The sequence below is a fragment of the Streptomyces sp. A2-16 genome (assembly GCF_018128905.1).
Lineage (GTDB): Bacteria > Actinomycetota > Actinomycetes > Streptomycetales > Streptomycetaceae > Streptomyces.
Window position 1 is genome coordinate 4,406,801 of the sequence record NZ_CP063808.1, and the last position, 21,581, is coordinate 4,428,381.

The 21,581-nt window shown below is 69.9% G+C and carries 25 protein-coding genes; 14 read left to right on the plus strand and 11 right to left on the minus strand.

Annotation, left to right across the window (positions count from 1 at the left end):
• Positions 1-5: 5 nt before the first annotated feature.
• Positions 6-1,292, minus strand: a complete 1,287-nt coding sequence (locus IOD14_RS19795) for a Rieske 2Fe-2S domain-containing protein (RefSeq protein ID WP_123993159.1) — start codon at positions 1,290-1,292, stop codon at positions 6-8.
• Positions 1,293-1,553: 261 nt separating this feature from the next.
• Here IOD14_RS19795 and IOD14_RS19800 point away from each other — a divergent pair, with 261 nt between their 5' ends.
• Together IOD14_RS19800 and IOD14_RS19805 are read left to right on the plus strand one after the other, a co-directional pair.
• Positions 1,554-2,195: a TetR/AcrR family transcriptional regulator gene (locus tag IOD14_RS19800; protein WP_123993158.1), complete on the plus strand. Its 642-nt coding sequence runs from the start codon at positions 1,554-1,556 to the stop codon at positions 2,193-2,195.
• A 94-nt stretch (positions 2,196-2,289) separates the two neighbouring features.
• Positions 2,290-2,712, plus strand: coding sequence for a heme-binding protein (locus IOD14_RS19805; protein WP_123993157.1), 423 nt, complete (start codon positions 2,290-2,292; stop codon positions 2,710-2,712).
• A 563-nt stretch (positions 2,713-3,275) separates the two neighbouring features.
• Here IOD14_RS19805 and IOD14_RS19810 read toward each other — a convergent pair.
• Positions 3,276-3,770: a MarR family transcriptional regulator gene (locus tag IOD14_RS19810; RefSeq protein WP_123993156.1), complete on the minus strand. Its 495-nt coding sequence runs from the start codon at positions 3,768-3,770 to the stop codon at positions 3,276-3,278.
• A gap of 148 nt (positions 3,771-3,918) precedes the next feature.
• Here IOD14_RS19810 and IOD14_RS19815 point away from each other — a divergent pair, with 148 nt between their 5' ends.
• The 3 genes from IOD14_RS19815 (at position 3,919) to IOD14_RS19825 (ending at position 6,141) form a co-directional block, all read left to right on the plus strand.
• Positions 3,919-4,527, plus strand: a complete 609-nt coding sequence (locus IOD14_RS19815; RefSeq protein WP_212670946.1) for an NAD(P)-binding oxidoreductase — start codon at positions 3,919-3,921, stop codon at positions 4,525-4,527.
• A 49-nt stretch (positions 4,528-4,576) separates the two neighbouring features.
• Positions 4,577-5,017 carry a DUF6069 family protein gene (locus IOD14_RS19820; protein ID WP_212670947.1) on the plus strand — a complete coding sequence of 147 codons (441 nt, stop codon included), beginning with the start codon at positions 4,577-4,579 and terminating at the stop codon, positions 5,015-5,017.
• Between the two features lie 161 nt (positions 5,018-5,178).
• Entirely contained in the window at positions 5,179-6,141 is a 963-nt protein-coding gene (locus IOD14_RS19825; RefSeq protein WP_249125973.1) for a hypothetical protein, read from the plus strand.
• Positions 6,142-6,269: 128 nt separating this feature from the next.
• Here the strand turns inward: IOD14_RS19825 and IOD14_RS19830 are convergent, their stop codons facing one another.
• The 5 genes from IOD14_RS19830 to IOD14_RS19850 are packed head-to-tail and all read right to left on the minus strand — an operon-like array spanning position 6,270 to position 10,862.
• Complete coding sequence (locus IOD14_RS19830) at positions 6,270-7,283, minus strand: alpha/beta hydrolase (RefSeq protein WP_249125974.1); 1,014 nt, start codon at positions 7,281-7,283, stop codon at positions 6,270-6,272.
• Entirely contained in the window at positions 7,273-7,671 is a 399-nt protein-coding gene (locus IOD14_RS19835) for an iron-sulfur cluster assembly protein (protein WP_123993153.1), read from the minus strand. The genes IOD14_RS19830 and IOD14_RS19835 overlap by 11 nt, the downstream gene beginning before the upstream one ends.
• Positions 7,668-8,744, minus strand: a complete 1,077-nt coding sequence (locus tag IOD14_RS19840) for an amidohydrolase family protein (protein ID WP_212670948.1) — start codon at positions 8,742-8,744, stop codon at positions 7,668-7,670. The genes IOD14_RS19835 and IOD14_RS19840 overlap by 4 nt, the downstream gene beginning before the upstream one ends.
• A gap of 37 nt (positions 8,745-8,781) precedes the next feature.
• Positions 8,782-9,204: a heme-binding protein gene (locus IOD14_RS19845; RefSeq protein ID WP_212670949.1), complete on the minus strand. Its 423-nt coding sequence runs from the start codon at positions 9,202-9,204 to the stop codon at positions 8,782-8,784.
• On the minus strand, positions 9,201-10,862 hold the full coding sequence (locus tag IOD14_RS19850; protein WP_212670950.1) for a GMC family oxidoreductase N-terminal domain-containing protein: 1,662 nt from the start codon (positions 10,860-10,862) through the stop codon (positions 9,201-9,203). Before IOD14_RS19850 ends, IOD14_RS19845 begins: the two co-directional genes overlap by 4 nt.
• 467 nt (positions 10,863-11,329) lie before the next feature.
• On the opposite strand from IOD14_RS19850, the gene IOD14_RS19855 reads away from it, so the two are divergent.
• Genes IOD14_RS19855 through IOD14_RS19865 form a run of 3 tightly spaced genes read left to right on the plus strand, consistent with a single transcriptional unit; the run spans position 11,330 to position 14,077 of the window.
• A complete protein-coding gene (locus IOD14_RS19855) occupies positions 11,330-12,628 on the plus strand; it encodes an aromatic ring-hydroxylating dioxygenase subunit alpha (protein ID WP_212670951.1) in 1,299 nt (432 codons plus the stop codon).
• Positions 12,629-12,635: 7 nt separating this feature from the next.
• Positions 12,636-13,601, plus strand: a complete 966-nt coding sequence (locus tag IOD14_RS19860) for a PDR/VanB family oxidoreductase (protein WP_212670952.1) — start codon at positions 12,636-12,638, stop codon at positions 13,599-13,601.
• A complete protein-coding gene (locus IOD14_RS19865) occupies positions 13,598-14,077 on the plus strand; it encodes a nuclear transport factor 2 family protein (RefSeq protein ID WP_249125975.1) in 480 nt (159 codons plus the stop codon). Before IOD14_RS19860 ends, IOD14_RS19865 begins: the two co-directional genes overlap by 4 nt.
• A 40-nt stretch (positions 14,078-14,117) precedes the next feature.
• On the opposite strand, the gene IOD14_RS19870 is transcribed toward IOD14_RS19865, so the two are convergent.
• The 3 genes from IOD14_RS19870 to IOD14_RS19880 all read right to left on the minus strand — a co-directional run bounded on the left by IOD14_RS19870 (position 14,118) and on the right by IOD14_RS19880 (position 16,885).
• Entirely contained in the window at positions 14,118-14,840 is a 723-nt protein-coding gene (locus IOD14_RS19870) for a TetR/AcrR family transcriptional regulator (RefSeq protein ID WP_249125976.1), read from the minus strand.
• Positions 14,841-14,962: 122 nt separating this feature from the next.
• A complete protein-coding gene (locus tag IOD14_RS19875) occupies positions 14,963-16,018 on the minus strand; it encodes a helix-turn-helix domain-containing protein (RefSeq protein ID WP_212670953.1) in 1,056 nt (351 codons plus the stop codon).
• Between the two features lie 384 nt (positions 16,019-16,402).
• Entirely contained in the window at positions 16,403-16,885 is a 483-nt protein-coding gene (locus IOD14_RS19880; protein ID WP_160160198.1) for a VOC family protein, read from the minus strand.
• Positions 16,886-17,194: 309 nt separating this feature from the next.
• Between IOD14_RS19880 and IOD14_RS19885 the strand changes: the two genes are divergently transcribed.
• Together IOD14_RS19885 and IOD14_RS19890 are read left to right on the plus strand one after the other, a co-directional pair.
• On the plus strand, positions 17,195-18,445 hold the full coding sequence (locus IOD14_RS19885; protein ID WP_212670954.1) for an acyl-CoA dehydrogenase family protein: 1,251 nt from the start codon (positions 17,195-17,197) through the stop codon (positions 18,443-18,445).
• 223 nt (positions 18,446-18,668) lie between these two features.
• On the plus strand, positions 18,669-19,049 hold the full coding sequence (locus IOD14_RS19890; RefSeq protein ID WP_212670955.1) for a nuclear transport factor 2 family protein: 381 nt from the start codon (positions 18,669-18,671) through the stop codon (positions 19,047-19,049).
• Here the strand turns inward: IOD14_RS19890 and IOD14_RS19895 are convergent.
• Positions 19,024-19,227, minus strand: coding sequence for a hypothetical protein (locus IOD14_RS19895; protein ID WP_349252432.1), 204 nt, complete (start codon positions 19,225-19,227; stop codon positions 19,024-19,026). The genes IOD14_RS19890 and IOD14_RS19895 overlap by 26 nt on opposite strands.
• A 44-nt stretch (positions 19,228-19,271) precedes the next feature.
• Between IOD14_RS19895 and IOD14_RS19900 the strand changes: the two genes are divergently transcribed.
• The 4 genes from IOD14_RS19900 (at position 19,272) to IOD14_RS19915 (ending at position 21,537) form a co-directional block, all read left to right on the plus strand.
• Complete coding sequence (locus IOD14_RS19900; RefSeq protein WP_212670956.1) at positions 19,272-19,595, plus strand: dioxygenase; 324 nt, start codon at positions 19,272-19,274, stop codon at positions 19,593-19,595.
• Between the two features lie 84 nt (positions 19,596-19,679).
• Complete coding sequence (locus IOD14_RS19905; protein WP_212670957.1) at positions 19,680-19,964, plus strand: hypothetical protein; 285 nt, start codon at positions 19,680-19,682, stop codon at positions 19,962-19,964.
• Between the two features lie 298 nt (positions 19,965-20,262).
• Complete coding sequence (locus IOD14_RS19910) at positions 20,263-20,862, plus strand: flavin reductase family protein (RefSeq protein ID WP_212670958.1); 600 nt, start codon at positions 20,263-20,265, stop codon at positions 20,860-20,862.
• A gap of 96 nt (positions 20,863-20,958) precedes the next feature.
• Positions 20,959-21,537 carry an NAD(P)H-dependent oxidoreductase gene (locus tag IOD14_RS19915; RefSeq protein WP_212670959.1) on the plus strand — a complete coding sequence of 193 codons (579 nt, stop codon included), beginning with the start codon at positions 20,959-20,961 and terminating at the stop codon, positions 21,535-21,537.
• Positions 21,538-21,581: the final 44 nt, after the last annotated feature.

The following is a 21,581-nucleotide window of genomic DNA, read 5'->3' on the forward strand; positions in this document are numbered from 1 at the left end:
CTCGCTCAGACCGCGGCGGCCACGGCGTCGTCGCCCGCCGGGCGCCTGCCGAGGGTGAAGAGGCCGGTCTCGACGCGGTGGACCTCCGACGCGTCGCGGACGATGTTGATCGGGTCGCGCCCGGCCTCGACGTCGTCGGCCATCGCGAGAAGCATGCGACGCAGCATGACGACGCCGCGGTCTCCGGTGGCCAGGGTCTCCTCGGAGTCCAGGGTGATCGCTCCCTGCGAGCCCTGTGCCTCCGTGTCACCCGGGAACCTCTGACGCTCCTCGTCGGTCAGCTCGTGGTTCTGCTTGCCGTTCTGCGTGATGCCGATGACGAAGCGGACCATGCGCTCGGGATCGTTCGTGCGGATCGAGAAGAAGAGCCGGTGGCTGGTGTCATCGGAGGGCACGACCCACAGCAACTGGTCCGGCCGCCCGTCGGGCGTGGGCTTCACGTAGTCCGGCAGGCCGAAGACGTTGGGCAGGTGTTGATCGACCGCGAAGCCGTACTCGGTGACCTCGCCGTCCTCGCCCTCCATCTCGAACCGCTGGGTGTACTTCAGACCGTGGTCGGTGCGCTCGTAGGTCAGGCGCTCGGCGATGGTGGCCGGGTCGAAGAAGTTCTCGGGGTAGCCGAAGGTGCCGGTGCCCAGCATCTGGTACCCGCTGTGGGTGGAGTGGAGCCAGGTGACGTGCGTCGGGTCGGCGGAGTTCTCGTAGATGTTGAGCCAGCTGAAGTCCGTCGGCATGCCGAGGACCGCGGCGTGCGGGACCGGCCAGCTGGCGAAGTACTTCTCGTCCTCCGCCGGGTTCTCCAGCGCGTCGTAGCGGGGGAGTTCGGGCTTGAGCTCGGGCGGACCCATGTAGACGAAGACCAGGCCGTAGCGCTCTGCGACGGGGTACCACGGCTGACGGGCGGCGTCGCGCCTGCGTCCCAGGCCCGGTTCGCACGCCTGCTCGATGCAGTGGCCCTGGACGTCGAACTTCCAGCCGTGGTAGCAGCAGCGGATGCCGTCGTCCTCCACGCGGCCGTAGAAGAGGCTGGCGCCGCGGTGCGTGCAGCGCTCGATCACGACACCGGGGTTGCCCTGCCCGTCCCGGAACACGACCAGGTCCTCGCCCAGGACGCGGGTCTTCTGGGGCAGGGCACCGGCAACGAGCGTCTCGGAGCTGGCGACGGGGTGCCAGTAGCGGCGCAGCGCCTCGCCCATGGGTGTACCGGGCCCGACTTCGCGCAGGCGGGCGTTGTACGAGGGCTTCGGGCGGCCGTAGGCCGTGCCGGTGTCGACGTCTGAAGTGGTGGTCATCGTGCTGTCTCCCGTGCGGCTCGGGCGCACAACCGGTGGCGCGCAGAGCAGGGGGGAGGTCACCTGCGAGGGCACCACCATGTGCAGCCTCAAATAGGATTGTTAATTCACATTCGCATTTCACTCGGTTGTGCGTCAAGGGTCATGTCCAGGTGCTCCCTCGGGCCGGGAGAGATGGCCTGATGGCGGACGCGGGCCGGTAGGGCGTGGTGCCGTCCATGCCCGGGGCGTATGGCCCCTGGCTGCCTTTAGGCTGGGACGGTGACTACCGAACCGACACTCGATCTGCCCCCGGCGCAGCAGGCGCGCAGCCGGCTCACCCAGCAGCGGATCCTCGAGGCGGGGACGGCCCTCCTGGAAGAGGGCGGTACCGAGGCGCTCACTGTCGCCGCCGTCGCTTCTCGGGCGGGCGTTTCGGTGGGCAGCGTCTATCGGCGGTTCGGCGACAAGGACCGCCTGCTCGCGGCGCTGCAGCACGACATGATCGACCAGTTTCGCGCCGACATCATCCACCGTTTCGCTCCGCTGCGAACGGATCCGACCGCACTGGTCACCTCGGCGGTCACCGGGCTCACCGAGACGTATCAAGTCCACGAGCGCCTGATGCGCGTCTTCCTGGCCGCGGGTGCCACCGATACCGCCGTGGCCCGGGTCGGGTCCGAGGCCGCCATGGACGCCAACCGTGTCTTCCGGCAGTTCCTGGAGCCGATCGTGCCGATGATCGACGCGCCGGAGCCGGAGCTGCGCCTGGACGTCGTCTACCGGTTGATCTACGGCACCTGCCAGAACCGCGTGCTGTACGGCGAACTGTTCGAGTCCGACCGGCCGCTGACGTGGCGTCAGCTCACCGACGAGCTCGTGAGCGTCGCCTGCCTGTACCTCCTCGGCGCGTCGGCGCAGTAGCTCCGGGTCCGTGATGTGAATGCGAGGATCGCTTCACATTTACGTCGGGCGTCGGCATACTGGGCGCCCGGTCGTCGAGGAAAGGACCCGCTCCATGCGAGAGCCGCTCAGCTACGAGATCGCGCACGGCGCCGCACTTGCCGCTCTTGAAGCGGGAAGGGCCGACGGGCACCAGGTGTGTGCTGTCGTGGTCAACCGAAGTGGCGTCACGAAGGTCCTCCTCAGCGACGACGGTGTCGGCCTCCTCGGCGTGGAGACCGCGCGACGCAAGGCCTACACATCGGCCGTGAGCGGTGTCCCCACGGCCAAGTTCGCGGCATTCGCCGCGTCCCCGCAGATGCAGGTGGCACCTCCCCACCTGGTCGACGCCAACCTTCTGCCGGTCGCGGGCGGCGTGCCGATCATGACGGCCGACGGGGAGGTCATCGGCGCGATCGGCGTGGGCGGGGCGGACGACGTCACGGACGACCGCATCGCGCAGCAGGCTCGCGATTCCGTCGCGAAGATCGTCGCGTAGGTCGCTGTCTGCGCCTGCCCTCCGGTCGGTGCGGCGGGTGGGTGCATCGGTGCCGTCGTCGCGACCCCTGGGTGTGGCTGATCCCTGGGTGCAGGTCCGTGTGACCTCGCATGGTGTGCCCGGCGCTCCCGGGAACGTCGACCCGACCGGACCCGAGCCGACCCGAGCCGACCCGAGCCGACCGGACCCGACCCGAGCCGACCCGACCGGACCCGACCCGAGCCGACCGGACCCGAGCCGATGCGACGACTGTGCTCCCTCGGAAGGGCGAGCTGGAGTTCGCGGCCGAAGCGTTTGTGTCGGACTCACGCCCAGGCCGGACGCGGCGGCGATCACGACTCGCGCTTGTCGCATGAGGGGTCGACTCCCCGTCGCTTCTGGTCGGAGCCGGTTGTGGATCGCCGGTCGGGACTCCGATGCGACACCGGCCCCGCGGTAGCGAGAAGCGGCAGCAGCCGGGCGCGCGAGCCGGCTTGTCTGTGTGTGCGCTTCGAGAGGCGCGCCGACGCCGGGCAGGCGGCGCTCCTGAGCCCACGGGTGGGTGCCCGGCCGGTGTGAAGGGCTCAGTCGCGGTCGTCGTCGCTGTGGTCGGGGTCGAGGGCGTGCAGGATGCGCCGGCCGATGGTGGAGAGCTGTTTGACCTGCGCCTTGGTCAACGGGTCGAACACCAGGCGGCGCACTTCGGCGACGTGGCCAGGAGCGGCGCTGACGATCTTCTCGTATCCCTCGTCGGTCAGCGTGGCCAGGGTGTACCGGCCGTCGGCCGGATCAGGGCGGCGGTGGACGTATCCCTTGCGTTCGAGGCGGGCCACGACCTGGGAGAGGCGGGAAAGCGAGCCCTCGGCGTACGAGGCGAGCGCGCTCATGCGCAGTTCCCGTTGCGGCGACTCCGACAGCGCTGCCATCACCCCGTACTCGAAGTGCGTCAGCCCTTCCTCGCGCAGTTGCGTGTCGAGCCCGTGTTCCAGCCGCCGCATGATGCCGACCAGGCCGAGCCAGGCCCGGCGTTCCTCCTCGTCAAGCCAGCGGGGAGCCTCGTCAGCCGGGGTGTTCGTCATGCCCTCCACTGTACCGATGCTTCACGCTTGAAGTGAATCCGCCTCGCATTCACTTGAAGCTTGAAGTCATTGTCGCTAGTTTTGAGTTAACGCTTGAAGTCACTGCCCGGGGTTTCCGTGCAGCATCGAACCCTTGAGGAGTCCTCCCGTGAAGCTGCTTGTACTCGGTGCCACCGGTGCCACCGGGCGCCTCGTCGTCGACCAGGCCCTGGCCGCGGGCCACACCGTGCGCGCGCTCGTCCGCTCACCCCGGAAGCTGGATGCCCGACCCGGTCTCGAGGTGGTTGCGGGGCAGGCCACCGACGCCGGTGACGTCACGCAGGCCATGACGGGCGTCGGCGCGGTGGTCAGCACGCTCGGCGCCACCGGCGGAACCGTCATCACCGACGCCACACGCGCCGTCATATCCGGTGCCACCACCACCGGCGTCACCCGGTTCGTGGAGCTTTCCTCCTTCGCCGTGCTGCGCGAGCGTCTGAGCGCGCCCGCCAAGCTCATGTCCAGCACGGCCATGGGCGCCATGGTCAAGGACAAAGCGGCCGCCGAGGACGCGCTGCGCGCCAGCGACCTCGACTACACCCTCGTCCACGCCGTCCGCCTCACCAACGGCCCCGCCACAGGTGTCACCAAGCTGCTGCCCGGGTCGGCCACCCTGCGCATGGGCGACACCATCAGCCGCGCCGACGTCGCCGCATGGATGCTCACCGCGCTCAACGACACGACCACCAGCCGTCGTTCTGTCGTCATCGCCGGCTGACCCGACTCCGTTCCTCCGTCTCCTCCCCACCCGAATCCGGAGAATCACCATGAGCCACCAGCTCGCCACCCGCCCGGCGCGCCCCGGCGCCCTCGTCGTCACCGGCGGTCTGATCGGCACCGCTGCCGTCGCCGTCGCCGTCAACGCCATCGTCGCCGCGATAGCCCACGCCGCCGGCGCCTCGGACGACTTCCAGCCCCTCCAGCTCTCCGCCTACGCCCCCCTCACCGTTTTCGGCGCTCTGGCCGCCGCTGCCGCCTGGGCGATCATTCGCGCACGCTCGGCACGCCCGGCCCGGCTGTTGCGCACGCTCGTGCCCGTCGTCCTGATCGTCAGCCTGGTCCCGGACATCATGGTCGGCATTTCCGACAGCCGGACCGGCACCAGTTGGGGTGCTGTCATCGCCTTGATGGTCATGCACGTCGTTGTCGCCGCCGTCGCCGTCCCCGCCTACCGGCGACTCCTGCCTCTCCCCGCCACCCAGGACTGACCATGCATCCCGCCCGGTCCCAGGCAGCCCCATCCTTTCATGTCTCCCTTCCCGTGCAGCCGCATCCGCGCCCTTCCGAGAAAAGTGCGATGAGCCATATGGAAATCTCCACAGCAGTCCCTACGGCAACCCTTCTGAAGCACCGGTCAGGACTTGCGGCGTTGATCGCGGCGGCGGCCGTCCTCGCCTCGGCGCCGTACGCCTCCGCAGTGACACATCAGGAGTCAGCCAAGCCGGTCGTCGCCGACGTGAGAACTCTCGCCGCACTCGACTTCACCGCGGGCGACTCCCCGGAGAACTTCATTGTCAACCCGGACAATTCGCTGACCGTCTCCACTCTGGGCGGGCACACTGCGGCGGGCGAGCGCCCCGCACTGTTGCGGATCGACCCGTCCGGGCGCAGCACGGTGATCGTGGCGGGGCAGCCGGGCGACGCCTTCAGCGGCATCGCGCGCGACCGTGACGGCACCACCTATTACAACGTGGTCTCTGATGACGCCTCCCGGGCCGGCGTATGGGAGCTGCCTCCGGGCGGCGCCCCTCGCCGCGTCGCCGCTCTGCCCACCGACGGACTCCCCAACGGCCTGGCCCTCGACCCTGCCGGGCGCACCCTGTACGTGGCCGACAGCAACAAGGGCACTGTCTGGGCCGTCCCGACATCCGGCGGAAAGGCGACCGCCTGGCTGACCGACCCCGCCCTCGCGCCCGACCCGTCCGTCCCGTTCGGCGCGAACGGGCTTCGCTTCCACAGAGGCGCCGTCTGGGTCTCCAACCTCGCGAAGGGCACCCTGCTGCGGATCCCCGTCACCGCCAGCGGAGCCCCGGGCCGGATCCACACCGTGACCAACGGCCTCCCCGGCGTTGACGACTTCAACTTTCTCAACGACCGCTCCGACGTGGTGTTCGCCGCGCAGAACGGCCTCAACCAGGTCGCGGTCGTCCACCCCGACGGGGCCACCGAGACCGTCCTGACCGCCTCGGACGGCCTCGCTTCACCCACCTCCGTCGCGGTACGCGGAAACCGGCTCTACATCACTGACGCCGGTTTCGCCGAGCCGCACGAAGCGAAGGTGCAGCGCGGAACGATCAACCTCGCCGGACTGAACTGCGGCCCGGCCTCCTGAACCTGCCGGAATCCGGGGCGGGCCGCAGCGCCCGCCCCGGATTCCGGCAGCCAGGTGCAGTCACGGAGGCGAGTCACGGAGGGGGCGGCGGAGCGCGGCCGATGCCGTCGTCGTAGCGCCGTGGCGGGTCAGGCGTTCCAAGGGTCCGTTCGCAGATGGCGGTCGAAGAAGCGCTCGATCAGCTGGGGGGTCAGCCGCACGGAGCGCTCGGCGTCCGGGAAGCGTGAGGATCGTACCGTCGCCGTCATGGGGTTCAGTTCCCAGGCGCCGGTGTTGAGGAGGCCGTGGTCGGCGCCGTGCACCAGCAGCAGATGGGATTCGGCGCCCGCGGCGACCAGGGTGTCGTGGAGGCGGCGGCTCTGGGCCGGGCCGATGAGCAGGTCGGCGTCGCCGTGCAGGAGCAGCACGGGCGGCACCCGCGGGTGGGCCTGCCGGACCGGGCTGGCCTCGACCGCGGCGGCGGCCCGGTCCGACGGCGGGCCGCCCAGCAGACCCCACGCCGGATCGGAGGGGTCCACGCCCAGCATTCCACCGGGCAGCGCGTCCTCATTGAGCCGGAGCAGGTCGGTCGGGGGATAGCCCGCCACCACCGCGCGTACGCCGGGCACGCGGGGGGAACCGTCGGCGTCGGTGGCGAAGGCCGTGAGCAGTGCGAGGTGCGCGCCGGACGAGCTGCCCCACAGGCCGATCGACGCCGGGTCCAGGCCGTAGGTGCCCGCAAGGGCGTGCAGGTGGTCCAACGCGTCCTGGACGTCGTGCAGTTGCGCGGGCCAGACGTCGACCTCGGAGGAGCGGTACTCGATGTCCGCCATGGCGTATCCGCGTTCGGCGAAGAGCCTGGGCAAGTGGGGTCCGTAGCCCCGGCGTTGATGCCGCCAGCCGCCACCCGGCAGCCATACGATCACGGGGGTGGGGGCCGGCGCGGACGACGTCGGCAGGTACAGATCCATCCGCAGGTCCGCGCCCGGTGCCGCGCCGTAGGAGATGTCGCGCACCACCCGGACGGACGTCGGGTCGACCCTCTCGGGCGGGAGCGGTGCCCGGCTGAGCCCTTCCATGAAGCGGCCCATGACCGCGGCGTTGTTCGCCGCCACGGCCGTCGGGTCGAAGGTGTGCGGCTGCTGTGAGGTCTCACTGGTCAACGGCTGGTCCTGTCCTGGCCATGGCGAGAAGGGGGAGGGTGCGACGCTTGTGTGCACGGTGTTCGTCGAGCCGTTGCCGGTAGTGCGGTGCGAGCCTGTCCGGGGTCCAGTCGAAGTCGTCCGCCAGCCGTACGTCCACTGCGGAGACACCGGGCAGAGCGGTGAGCCGGACCTGGGCCTCGGTCGCGAACGAGCCGATGAGCACGCAGCTCGGCTCGGTCACGCCGACGGTGACCGCGATGCGCTGGCCGCCGGCGCCGTCGTCCTGTACGCGAACGTCACCGACGAGTCCCATGTCGTCGAGTCCGGCGGGGACTCCCGCGGTGATGCTGCACGGATCGAGGATCTCGTTGAGCGTCGCGCGGACCTGGGTTTCCGTGACCGTCATCGGGCACCGGCCAGTACGTCGTCGACCGGGGCGACGCGTCCGCCCCACGGCTGTTGGAGTTCGGTGGTGTCGAACTCGTCGCCGCGGATGCGCGCGCGGAGGTCCTTCTCGTCGATGCCGTGCATCCGCAGGAAGTTGCGGCCGAGGATGTCGGCCTTGATCTCCTTGGTGAGTTCGGGCAGCCCGTACTCCTCGATCAGGTCACGGGGCATCTCGAAGTTCCAGAACGCCTCGATCGCCGGCCGGGGGTGGACGGCGTCGCAGCCGGTCGCCCAGATGATCCGCTCGGCGGCACCGGCCTGGAGGAAGGCACCCATCGCCTGGGCGAAGCGGCGGGGCGCGTAGACCGCCATGAAGGACGTGGCCTCCAGGTTGACCCATATGTTGCGGAAGGACTCCAGCTGAAGGGCCGTCTCCTCGACGAAGGCCATGCCGCCGTGGACGACTTCGAAGGTGAGGTCGGGGAAGGCCAGCGCGGCGGCTTCCACGTCGCTCATCCCGAGGGCGGAGGTCGGCCCGGGCCCGACCGGGAGGGCCTTGTGGATGGCCACGACCTTCAGACCGTGCTGCCGGGCCCGCTCCAGCAGCGGGAAGCAGATCTCCGGGTCACCCATGTCCAGCGCGGTCACCCGGCCCTCGACGACATCGATCGGATAGAGCTTGAGGGCGTTGACCCGGTGCTTCTCCACCAGCTCGTCCACCCGGTCCAGGGCGCCGGGGCGCAGCGGGGACACCGCGCCGTAGATCAGCACGCGCTCCGGCCACTTCTCGCGCATCTCCAGGCCGACGCCCAGCGCCGAGCCCCCGTCCCGGAAATGGCCGTAGATCGGCGTCTCGTGATAGGCGATCACGTCGGTCTGGCTCTCCGCGAGCAGGGCCCGGCCGATGATGTCCGCGCCCGCACCCTGCATGTAGGTGGAGCGTGCCAGGGTGTACTCGGGGCCGCTGACCCGCTTGTGCAGGCCGTAGAGATGCTCGCCGATGGCCGCCCCGATGTGCGGGTTGACGCAGTTCTCGGGCCGGAAGTTGTAGTTGTGGGCCACGCCCTCGACGACGAGGAAGTCCTCGATCACGGTCGTTCTCCTTCGGTGTCACGCGTGGCGGAGGCGCTCACGCGGTCAGGTCCTTCAGGCCTTCCAGGGCGCGGGAGGCGAGTCGTTCGTCGGTCTCGGCGTCGGCTCCGCCGACGCCGACGGCACCGATGACCTCGCCGTCGTCCACGGTGATGGGCACCCCGCCCGGCACGGCGAGGAGGCCGGCGTCGACGTGGTGCACGGGCGCGACCGCCATCGCGGGTGACGCGGCGAAAGCGGCGAACTGCGAGGTCGGCACGCCGGTGACGGCGGCGGTGTAGGCCTTGCGGCGCGCGGTCTCGATCCCCATGGGGCCGACTCCGTCGTCGCTGAGCAGCACCTTGGTGATGCCGCTGCGGTTGACGACCGCCACGCAGATCCGCGCCCCCTCGGCCCGGGCCGCGTCCAGCGCGGTCTCGGCCGCCTTGTGCGCGATGGCGTACGACAGCGGTTCCCTCATCCGGCGGTCCTCTCCTGGAGCGGGGCACCGGAGGCTGCCGGGATCCCGCGGATCAGGTCCGAGGCCTTCTCCGCCACGGCGATGACGGTGGCGTTGATGTTCGCGCCGGGCACGGTCGGCAGCACCGACGCGTCGACGACACGCAGTCCGTCGATGCCGCGCACCCGCAGCTCGGGGTCGACGACGGCGCTCTCGGAGGTTCCGATGGCGCACGTGCCGCAGGCGTGGTTGGCGGAGTAACCGGTCTCGCGCAGATAGCGCTCGAAGTCGGCGTCGGTGCGCACGTCGGAGCCCGGTGCGAGCTCCGCCCGGATCATCGGGGAGACCTCCGGGCTGCGCAGGAGGGCCAGCGTGGTGCGCACGGTCTCCCGCAGCGCGGCGACGTCCTCCGGCTCGGTGAGCAGGTTGAACGTGATCCGCGGCGGGGCGGCCGGGTCGGCGGAGCCCAGCCTGACCTCGCCGCGGCTGCGGGGGGTCGCGACGGCGTTGAGGGCCACGCAGTGCCGGTCCTTCAGCGGCCGGATGCCGGGGAACCACGGCCGGGCGTCGAAACCGCCGGCCAGGATGCCGAGGAACCCGTCGGGACGGTCCAGGTCGGGGCGGGTGCGAATGTACGCCGAGAGGAACTCGGGCATCCCGGCCAGCGGACCGTTCCCCGTGAGCAGCCAGCGGAGCGCGCCCACCGCCGCGCGGTCGACGCGCAGGTGCTCGTGGAAGGTCACCGGATCCCTGACGTCGAACAGCACGGGAGCCGCCGGGTGGTCCTGGAGGTTGGCGCCGACGCCGGCCAGGTCCGCCACCGGTTCGATGCCGTGCTCGCGCAGGTGATCCGCCGGTCCGATGCCCGAACGCATCAGCAGCTGCGGCGAGTTGTAGACACCCGCGCAGACCACGACCTCGCGGGCCGCCCGGATCACCCGGCTCTGTCCGCCCTTCACGACACGGACGCCCGTCACGCGTCCCCGGTCGAGCACGAGCGTGTCCACCAGCACCCCGGTGAGCAGGGCGAGGCCGGGGCGTCGCCGCAGCGCGGGGCGCAGGTACGCGGCGGCGGTGCTGTGCCGTCGCCCGCGGTGGATGGCGTTCTCGACCTGGCCTGCTCCGGTGGGGTCCCCGCTCTGGGTGTCGTCGGGGAACCCGATGCCCAGCGATCGGGCGGCGCGGTCCAGACGGCGGCCGAAGGGACCTCGCCGGACGGTGGTCGACACGGTGACGGGGCCGTACCCGCCGTGGTGCTCGGTGTCCCCGCGCCAGCTGCTCTCCGAGCGGCGGAAGTACGGCAGCAGGTCATCCCAACCCCAGCCCGTCGCACCGGACTTGACCCAGTCGTCGTAGTCGAGGCGGTGCGCGCGGACATGGGTCGAGCCGTTGATCGATCCGGTGCCGCCGACCAGTCGGCCGCGCGGGACCGGGATACGCCTGCCGTTCAGGCCCGGCTCGGGCTCCGACTCGTAACCCCAGCCGATGTCCCTGCGTCCTGACAGCAGCCCGACCCCGAGGGGGAGTTGAACGAGCAGACCGCGGTCCGCGGGCGGGCCGGCCTCGATCAGCAGCACCCGTGTCCCGGGGTCCGCGGACAGGCGCGCGGCGAGGACGCAGCCGGCCGTGCCGGCGCCGACGACGACGTAGTCGTACTCGGCGCTGTGTCCGGTGCTCATACGGAGGGTCCTGCGCTGGGTCCCGACATCTCGTCTCCTTCGGCTCTGGAGCGAACGCGCGCTGGAGGAGCTGCGGGACATCGCGGGGAGGCGGTCGCCGGCTCGGCACGTTCTCAGGTGTTGTCGCGAGGTGCGGCTGGTCCGCGAGTGGGGCGTCACCTCGGTGCCGGGTCACCGTAACAAGGGTGTCCGCCGATCCGACAGGGGTCTGCAAGTAATTCATCAAAGCAGGTCGGCGCCATTGACAGTTTTTCATCAGAGCCGTACAACAGCATGAACGCCTCAGGGGCGCACACCGCTCGAGGTGCCCGTCCGCCCCTGTCCGAGCGTGCCGGAAGAGCCGCCGCACGCTCGTGCCATGACGCCTCGCGACAGCGCGAAGCAGCCTCGACCGCGGGCCGTCCGACCCCTTCGAGCGGCCCTCGTACACGCGTCCCCACTGCCTCAACGCCGAGGAGATGGTCCACATGACCGACACGACCGTGCCCGACACGGGAACCGGCTACGGCCGTAAGCCCTCCTCCCACGACGCCCGCCTGACCGAGGTCGGCCCCGGCACCCCGATGGGCGAGGCGTTGCGTCGCCACTGGCAGCCGATCGCCAGCTCCACCGCCCTGACCAGCGACGTTCCGCACCGCGTGCGCCTGCTGGGCGAGAACCTGATCATCTTCCGGGACGGCCGGGGCCGCCCAGGCGTCGTCTTCGAGCGGTGCGCGCACCGCGGCAGCAGCCTCTTCTACGGCCGCGTGGAGGAGGACGGCATCCGCTGCTGCTACCACGGCTGGAAGTTCGACGTGCAGGGCCACTGCCTGGACCAGGCCTGCGAACTCGACGGCGGCAAGCGCCGTAATCTCGCACGTCAGCCGTGGTATCCGGTGGAGGAGGCCTACGGCCTGGTCTTCGTCTACATGGGCCCGCCCGAGCTGAAGCCCCCGCTGCCGCGCTACGACAGCCTCGAACCCCTGGCCGAGGGCGAGAGCTACCACACCAGCTGGATGGTGCCCGGCGCCGAGGTCATCGGCCTGGAGCAGGACTACAACTGGCTCCAGCTGTTCGAGAACGCCGTCGACCCCGTCCACGCGGCGTGGCTGCACTCCAACCACAGCGGGTTCCAGTTCCAGGGCACCGGCACGACCGGCTTCCCCGAGCACTACTACGACCACCGCACCGCCGCCGAGCGCACCACCTACCACCGCACCGACAACGGCGTGAAGTACGTCTGGCGCTACCAGGACACCAAGGGCGACGGTGGCGCACCCGTCGACCTGGAGTGGTCGGTGGAGTGCATGCTGCCCAACATCATCGCCCTGCCCGACTTCATCCGCTCGACCCCCGACGTCCGCAACGACATGCTGATCTGGGTCGTCCCCGCCGACGACACCCACCACCGGCTGGTCTTCTCCATCCGCTCCGCCGACCCCGAGCGGGCCACGTCCTTCATGTTCGGCATCAAGCAGAACGGCAAGGACGGCTGGCAGCTGAGCGAGGAGGAGAAACAGCGCTTCCCCGGCGACTACGAGGCCCAGTGGTCACAGGGCCCCATCACCCAGCACTCCGAGGAGACCCTGGCGCCGTCCGACAAGGGCGTCGTCATGCTCCGGCGCATGCTGCGCACGATGCTGGACGACGTCGAGGCCGGACGCACCCCGCTCGGCGTCGCCACCCCCGACGAGCCGGTCCGCCGCGTGGAGGCCGGCCTCGTCACCCGGCCGGCGGCGCCCACGGGGACGGACCGGGCGGCAGCGCCCACGGCGGCAGGGGCGTGACCGAAACGTGAGCACCACCTGGACGGACGCGGTCGTCGTGGCCCGGTACGACGCCACGCCGAGAATCGCGGTCCTCGACCTCGCCCGGGCCGACGGCGGCGAACTGTGGGAGTACGAGCCCGGCGCCCACATCGACGTACAGGTCGGTACGGCGGGACTGATCCGGCAGTACTCCCTGTGCGGACCACCGGACATCCGCAAGCAGTACCGGCTCGCGGTCCTCGACGAACCCGCCTCGCGCGGCGGATCACGCGCCATGCACGCCCTCACCGAGGGCGACACGCTGCGCATCGCCGCACCGCGCAACCGCTTCGGCCTGGCGTCCGCGCGCCGGCACGTGCTTCTCGCGGGCGGCATCGGCATCACCCCGCTGCTGGCGATGGCCCAGAGCCTCGACGCCACCGGGGGCGACTACCACCTGCACTACTGCGCCCGCAGCCGGAGCGAGGCCGTCTTCCTCGCCGACCTGGAGCACCACCCGCGCGTCACCCTCCACTTCGACGACGAGCCCCCGGAGCAACGCCTGGATCTGCGACGTGACTTGGGGGACCCCGCTCCCGGGACCGCGGTCTACGTCTGCGGTCCCGGCGGGTTCATGGACTACGTGCTGGGGCGGGCGGCCGAGCTCGGATGGCCCGCGTCCGCCCTGCACAAGGAGCGCTTCAGCGCCTCGCCCCCGGTCGCGGCCGAGCCCGGCGGGGGAGGGGAGGGCGGATTCACCGTGCGCCTGTCCTCCACGGGCGCGGAATACCTCGTCCCCGAGGACCAGAGCGTCCTGGACGTCCTGCTGGCGAACGGCGTCGCGGCGCCCAACTCGTGCGGACAGGGCATCTGCGGCGAATGCATCGTGCGGGTGCGCACCGGTGAGCCCGACCACCGGGACGACGTCCTGACCGACGAGGAGCGCGGGGAGGGGTTGTTCACCCCCTGCTCGTCCCGGTCGAAGTCCCCCATCCTGGAGCTGGAACTGTGACCACCTCATCGACCGCGGCGAAAGACCTCGATGCCGCTGCCCCCGCCCCGGCCGCTGCCCCCGTCGCCGCCGCTGCCCCCGTCCCCGCCTCCGCTCCCGCCACGGTCGAGGAGGCCGAGGCCGCCTGGCTCGCCGCACAGACCCTCCCGGACCCGGAACCGGCGCTCCGCGCCCTGATGCATTCCGACTGCGTGATCGTGCACTCGGCGGTGGGCCACATCCACGGCGTCGACGACTGGCTGCGGTACGCGGCACGCCTGGGCCGCACCAGCCAGGTGGACTCCCATGACGTGACCGTCCAGCGCTTCGGCACCACGGCCGTGGTCAGCTGTCTCCAGGAGATGCGGGTCGCCTTCGTGCCCGAGCTGACCCCGTTCGTCATCCAGGCCGCCGTCACCCGGGTCTGGGTGGCGGCCGAGTCGGGCGGATGGCAGCTGGCGCATTTGCAGATGGCCCGGCGGCTGCCGCCGGGCTGAGCGGCGCACGGACTCCCGGAACCCAGGGATCCGGTGGTCGTCAGTCCTGGGGCTCGCCGTCCACCGGCGAGCCCTTGTCCTGTGCTGCCTGTGGCGCCTGTGTCGCTGGTGTCGCTTCGGCGAGCGCGGAGACGATCCGGCCCACCTGCTCCGCGTAGTGGTCGATGAACTCCGTTGATTGCGGGTCCTGTTGGCCGAGTTCACGGGCGATCCACGGGATGGCCACCGGAGCGATCGAGGCGGCGAAGAAGACGAGGGCCACGGCCCCCACGTCGAGGTCGCTCCGGAATTCACCGCGCGCCTGCCGCTCGCGGAGTTCCTCGACGTGCTTGAACAACTCGGCGGCCCGCTCGTCCTCGGCGGGCGGGCGCGTGCCGGGCTCTTCGCGCGTCAGGGTGTGCACCCATGCGGGGTCCTCATGCGCCCAGTGGACGTAGCGCCGCGCGGCATCCGCGAAGGTACGGGCATGACTGACGCGCATGGACTCCTCGAGCCACTGCTCGCTCAGCGCCTCGTACAGCCCGCGTTTGCCCCCGAAGTAGTAGGTGATCAGCTGATGGCTGACGCCGGCCGACTCCGCGATCCGCACGACCCGGGCCTCGTCGAAACCATGGGCGGCGAACTCCGCGCCGGCCGCGGCCAGAATGGCCCGCCGCGTGCCCACCGGGTCGCGCTGACGACCGGGATCATCGGGGTGCCTCCGGCGCTGCTGCCGCCCGGACGCCGCTCCCGACTTTCCTGGTGTCGCCTCTTCCCCTGTCACATGGACGACCTTACCGGCGGCCTTGTTGGACGGGCCAACTACCTGCGGCGTCCGTTGTGCCCACCGCCGCGGCAGCACCTGTTTGCCTGCAGTCGAGGGGCACGCGGCTGCACGTACCGTCGTCAGGCCGAATACTGAGACTCCGCGGGGTCGACGACATCGACCAGATGGAGCGCTGCCCACAGAATGCCCTGCTGTTCCTTGACGCTCCGCCCCAGCATCTCTTCAGCACGCCGGATGCGGTACACAACGGTGTTCTTCACCACGTCGAGCCGCGCCGCTGCTGTCGCGGGGCTGCAGTTGCATTCGAGGTAGACACGCACGGTCTCCCGGAGCAGCGCCTCTCGCGGATGCCCCAGGGCCCCGAGCTCGTCCCGGACGAAGCTTCGCGCCCGCTCCGGGTCCGAGGTGAGCAACGCCGCGAGCCGGACGTCCTCGAAGAAGACCGTGCGGCCGCGTGCGCGGGCGGGCGAGTACAGCGTGACGCGGGCCGCTGCCTTCGCCTCGTCGTACGTGGCTCGGAAGCCGTCGAGGCCGCGCGACGGGCGACCGACCGCGACCAGGGCACCCGGCACCACGGGGAGCGATCGGACCGCCGCACTCCGCGGGTCGGTGAACCCGCCCCATGCCCATACCTCGCGCTCGTCCGACGGGATCACCAGGTGTGCGGTCGCGCCGATGCGCGTCAGGAGTTTGGCGGCCACCCGGTCGAGTCCCTCCGACTCCGCGTCGTCGTCGCGCGCGTCGCGTCGCAGGATCAGGCCGACATGGGTCCGGTTCGCGAGCTCGTACCGCAGCGCCTTGGCCGGGTTCAGGTCCGTGTGGTCGCCGCGCAGCAGAGTCCTGACCAGCTCCCCACGCGAGCCGTCGATGCTCGTGAGCCACGCTTGCTCCTCGGCCGCGTACGCGGCGCTGCATGCGAGCGAGAACGAACTCACGAGGTCGACCAGAAACCGCGACAGGTCGGAGAGCCCCTCCGACTGCTGATCGGCCGGCACAAGTCGACGGAACTCGTGGACAAGGGCGTCGCTGAAGCGAGCATGGGAAACCCGCTGGAACGCGAGTATGCGCTCCAGCGGAATCCGTTGTCTCACCGCTCGGGCGATCTGCCGGGTGGTCTCCGGGGGGACCGTCGTGGGGACCGGCCGGCCGAGGCAAAGAGCCACCAGGGCCTCCATGACGACCGCCTCGGCGGTGGGGCGCAGCTCTTCCGTGGCCTCGGCGCGGCGCAGGGCAAGGACGTCGGGGTCGACAGCGAGCCCCGCCAGCTCGTGACAGAACTCGACGGCCCACGAGGACGCCCCGATTCCGATGCCGGCAACGGTCCGGTTCCAGGTCTCCGGGAGGCAGGTCGGCTCGAGCTCGTCAGGGGGAGCGGTGGGGTGCAGCCGACACACCCAGGACCCGGTGGCGGACATCCGCATCCCCTCTCGCATCGTCGCGAGCGCCCGAGGTGGTCGGGCCTGCCGGCAGGACACTCTCTGCGCGCATCCCGCTGAAGGGGCGGCGCCGGCGGGAAGGGCGGGGACGGTGCTTCGCCCCTCCCTTCGATTCAGCCCATGCTACTGCTCGGCCTCCGGGTACAGCTCGATCGCGGAGTGCAGGATGCGCTCCCACGTGGTGTCGTTCACTTCGAGGATGTTGCCGTCCGGGTCCTTGACGTAGGCGTATTTCGCGGGGTCGCTCGGAGCCCACCCGGCCGGATCGCCGAAGCCCTCCCCGCCGTTCGCCACTGCACGCGCCAACGTGGCCTCGACGTCGTCGACGGCGATGGCGAAGTGCATGAACGACGCCTCCGGCTGCGGCACCCCGATCGTAGGGTGGCGATCGGGGAGGAACTGGAACAGTTCGAGGCCGAAGCCGTCGGGCAGCTCGATGAATCCGATGCGGTAGTCGGTGTCCTTCAGGCCGAAGATGATCTCGGTCATCTGCTTGCCGGTGTGGTACGGGTGGAGGACTTCCTTACCGCCGAATGTCTCGACGTAGAACCTCGTGGAGCGCTCGATGTCCGAGACGCGTACGGCCAGGTGCTGGACACTCGCCATCAGAGGCACCCTTCTTCGGCCGGCTCGCGCAGGCTCGCTGCCCGATCCGCCAGTGGGCACGAAAAGTCTTCGTCGACCATCGCCACCAACTCTTCCGTCGTTTCGTCGTAGGACTGCGCGTTCGTCGAGCAGCCGTTTCTCATGCTCGTTCCGTGTGCGCCGATTTCGCTTGCCTCCCTGGGGCAATCCGCTGCGCCGGATTTGGCGTATCGGGGCAAGCGACGCGCGCGTGCGGGGGGTTTGACTCGGTCCACTCCTCATCCCACGGCAACGAGGCCGGGTGAGAAGGAGCGGACGAAGGGAACGACGATGTCGTCGAACGACACAACAACTGTGATCGGCGATCTCCGGGTACCGGAGCCGGACCTCACCCCGCAGGAGGTCATCGCCCGTGCCGCGGCGATGCGCCCGACTCTTCGCGAGAATCGCGTGAAAGCAGCGGAGGAGGGCAGGTACTCGGCCGAGCTCCACAGGGCGTTCGAGGACGCCGGCTTCTACCGCCTCGTGCAGCCGCGGAAGTACGGCGGGTACGAGTTCGGCCTGGAGACGTACTACCGGACGATGATCGAGATCTCGCGCGGAGACCCCGGCATCGGCTGGTGCCTGACCCTGGGGACCGGTCACACGATCCCCTTGGTCGCGCACTTCCCGGAGGAGGTCGTGCGGGAGGCCTTCGGCGAGGACGGCGTCTTCATCGCGCCGCACTCCGCCACCCCCCGAGGAGCGCTCGTCCCCACGGAAGGCGGATACCGCCTCACGGGGGAGTGGCCGTACTCGTCCGGTGTCCCGTACTCGACCCACGCGATGGTGAGCACGATCGTCCTGGCCGAGGGCAGTGACCCCGTCCCGGCCGTGGCTCTCCTCCCACGCGGGGACTACTCCGTCCGGGACGACTGGGGAGCGCACGCCACGATGGCCCTCGGCGCGAGCGGGTCGAACACGGTCGTCGTGGAGGACGTCGTCATCCCGGCAGAGAACGTGTCTCCCCTGTTCGAGTGGGGATACTCGAACTTCCCCGACGGCACGCACGGCACCCGTTCCACCGGCAACCCCCTGTACCTGGGCCAGATCCAGCCGCTGTATCCGGCCTCGCTCGCGGCTGTCCAGGTCGGAGCGGCGTGGGCGGCACTCGACGCCTACGAAGAGACCATCCTGACCAAGAAGCGCCTGTACCCGCCGCTGGTCGAGCGGTACAAGCACGAAGAGAGCCAGAGGATCTGGGGCCAGGCGCGGGCGACGATCGACGCCGCGCAGGCGGTCCTTCTCACAGCGGCCCGCGACTACGAGCGGCTGGGCGAGCGTTGGGCGAGCGGTGACCACCCGACCTTCGAGGACTGGGTCGCCCTCGGCAACGTGCTGTACGCGTCGTGTCGGCTGTCCCACGAGGCCACTGAGCTGCTGTTCCGCTCGGTGGGCTCCTCGGTGGCGCGGAAGGGTCTGCCGCTGCAGGACTACTTCCTGGTGACGCAGATGTCGAAGGCGCAGATCGCGGAGCACGTGCCCGTCATCACCGTGACGACGGCGAGGGCCCACTTCGGGCTGGACCTGAACACCATCTAGGGCCGACGAGCCATGCCGACCTGCCGTCGGGGCACGGCAGTTGCGGTGACGCCGCCGTGGCGATCACGTCTACGGCCGCCCCCGGGGACCGCAGGAAGCGAACGGCATCGCGCGCCACTGTTCGGCACCCGGTAGCCCCTTGATCCGCGCGGCCTTCACCCCGGTCGGCGCCGAGCTCGACAAGCCCTGATGGGCTGACACCTCACCAGAAAGAGAAAAAGCAATGACTCGGACGATCGAGACAGTGGTGGACCGCTACATGACGACCGTCGACCGCGCGGTGCACGAGCCCGAAGCGCTGAACCAGCTCGAGGCGGTGTTCGCGCCCAAGGCCACTGTGCAGTTCGGTGAACTCCCTCCGGTGACCGGCCTGGCCGACATCACGGAGTTCTACCGAAACCTCTACTCGGACATGGCCGACAGCAAGCACGTGTGGACCACCACGGTGCTCGACGAAGGAACGATCGAGGTCCGCTTCATAGCGGCGTGGCGCGCCGCCGACGGCCGACTCGGATCCCAGAGCGGCATCGAGCACGTGACCGTCGACGTGGACGGGCTGATCACGGAACTGCAGGTGCTCATCCCGAAGAACGACGGCGCCTGACCAAGCACGCCGCCGTGGGCAGTTCGATCACCGGGACCTTGCCGGCGTTGGTCAGGTCGGGCTCGACCGCGTCGCCCTCGGCCTTCGGTGCCGTGTTGATCATGCTGTTCTCGGTGTACGGCACCACCCCGGCGCCGGCCGGGACGGCACGTGCGACGACGGCGGCCAGTTCGTCCACCGAGATCCGTTTCCTCGATCGCGCGCCACCACTGGAGGTATGCCATGCCAGGAACCGACGAGGCGGCGAAGGCGATAACGGCGGCCGCCGTGGACAGTTTCCGTGACACCCCGGACCCCCGGCTGCGTGGGCTGCTCCAAGGGCTCGTGCGCCATCTGCACGGCTACGTCCGTGAGTTGCGCCCCACGATCCAGGAGTGGGAGTACGCGGTGGACTACCTCACCGCCGTCGGGCACACATGTGACCCCACTCGTCAGGAGTTCATCCTGCTCTCCGACGTGCTGGGTGCCAACCCCCGAGAGGTGACCGCGGACGGCCCCGGTCGCCTCCTGCGCGCCGCCTGGACCGGACAACCCCCGACCGCCTGAGAACACGCCCGCCCCAGCGGCGCTGCCGGAGCACGTGAGAAGCCGGCAAGCGCGAACAAGGCCATCGCGTCCACAGCCGAGACCGTGGCGGACGCCGACGGCGAATTCGCCCGCCAGTACCTTGCCGATGAGCTGGAGGTGGAGATGCCGCGGCGGCCGGCACGTAAATCGCGTCTCCAACAAGTCCACCCGGAACTGCAGCCCGCCGCCGACGAGGGCGATCCGTATCACCCGCGCGAACCGGTCGAGCCCGGCCACACCGAGCCCTACACCGTGGAACAAGCTGAGCGGAAGCGGAGATACACCGCGCGTGCTGCGCGAGACGGTGCGGGTGTACCTGCGATCCCAACTGCCCACCGCAGGACGTGACTCGCGCCGTCATCGTGGCGAAGAAGACCGTCGTCTGTCGCGTCAAGCGCACGGAGGAACCGCTCGGCCGGAGATCAGGCCCCGTCAACTCGAACCGGGCGCCTAGTCGAGCCGCGCGGTCGTCATCGGCCCGGACACAGGTTCTCCCGCGTCGACCCCCAACCAGTCGCTCGACGAGACGTTGGTTCGTCGGCGCAATCGGTACAGGGCAATTTGGTGAGATCGGGCAAGAGGGCAGGTCGGCCCTTCGGGTTCCATGAATACATCGTTTCGTCGATGTTGACTGGAGACGCCGCCGATGTCCGAACTCACCAACTTCAAGCAGGCGCGAGAGCACGTCGCGCTGATCGACGATCTTTCCCTGGAGCCGGGGCTGTCGCCTGACGATTTCCGCGAGGCGTTCCGGAACCATGCGGGCGGCGTAGCGGTAGTGACCGCTGACGCCGGCCGAGGTCCGGTCGCCCTGACCGCGACATCGGTGATATCGGTGAGCGCAACACCCCCTCTGCTCGTGTTCTCCGCCTCGACCCTCTCTTCGTCGACGTCGACGATCCTGGAGTCGTCGTCCGTGGTCGTACACCTACTGGGGGCCGGTCAGGTCGACCTCGCACGTCTTTGCGCGACGAGCGGAGCGGACCGCTTCGCGGACACCACCTCCTGGACCCGGCTGCCGACCGGCGAGCCGCATTTCGTCGCGGCTCCGGTAAGCATCCGGGGCAGGATCGCGGCCACCTGCGCGGCCGGGGCTTCGACGCTCGTCGTCGTCAACGCCACCCACGCGCACCATGCTCCGACGGCCGCCGACGCCCGAAGTGACGCCTCGGGTCCGCTGGTTTACCACAACCGGACCTGGCATCAGCTGAGCGAGCTGTCCCAATTGGTCCCGGCCGCGTACTAGGGCGATCGCATCTCGGTACACCCACATCACGCCAGAGCCCAAGTCAGTCATGTCGCCGCATCCCGCGTCCCGTATCAAAGGAGCAGAGAACTTCCCATGGCCAAGCTGAAGATCATCATCGCGAGCACGCGGCCGGGCCGGATCGGCCGCACCCTCGGTGAATGGTTCGAGAACCACGCCAAGGAACAAGGCGGATTCGACGACATCGAGCTGGTGGACCTGGCCGAGGTCGACCTGCCGTTCATGAACGAACCGCACCACCCGCGCCTGGGTACGTACACCCACCAGCCCACCCGTGACTGGAGCGCCAAGGTCGCGGAGGCGGACGCCTTCGTGTTCGTGATGCCGGAGTACAACTTCGGCTACAACGCCGAGTTGAAGAACGCCATCGACTACCTGCACCGCGAGTGGCAGTACAAGCCGGTCGGCCTGGTCAGCTACGGGGGTGTCTCGGCCGGCACCCGGGCCGCGCAGATGATCAAGCAGGTCGTGACCACCTTGAAGATGACACCGGTCGTCGAGTCGGTGTCGATTGCCTTTGTGCACCAACTCATCGACGAGGGAGAGGGTTTGGTCGCGAACGACGTCATGACCGGATCCGCGACAGCGATGCTTGACGAACTCGTGCGCGTAGAGGCGGCCTTGCGCGCACTGCGCTCGACCACGACGGCGTGACCTGCGCCAGTCGCGCAGTCACGCAGGACGTTCTCGCCGGCCTG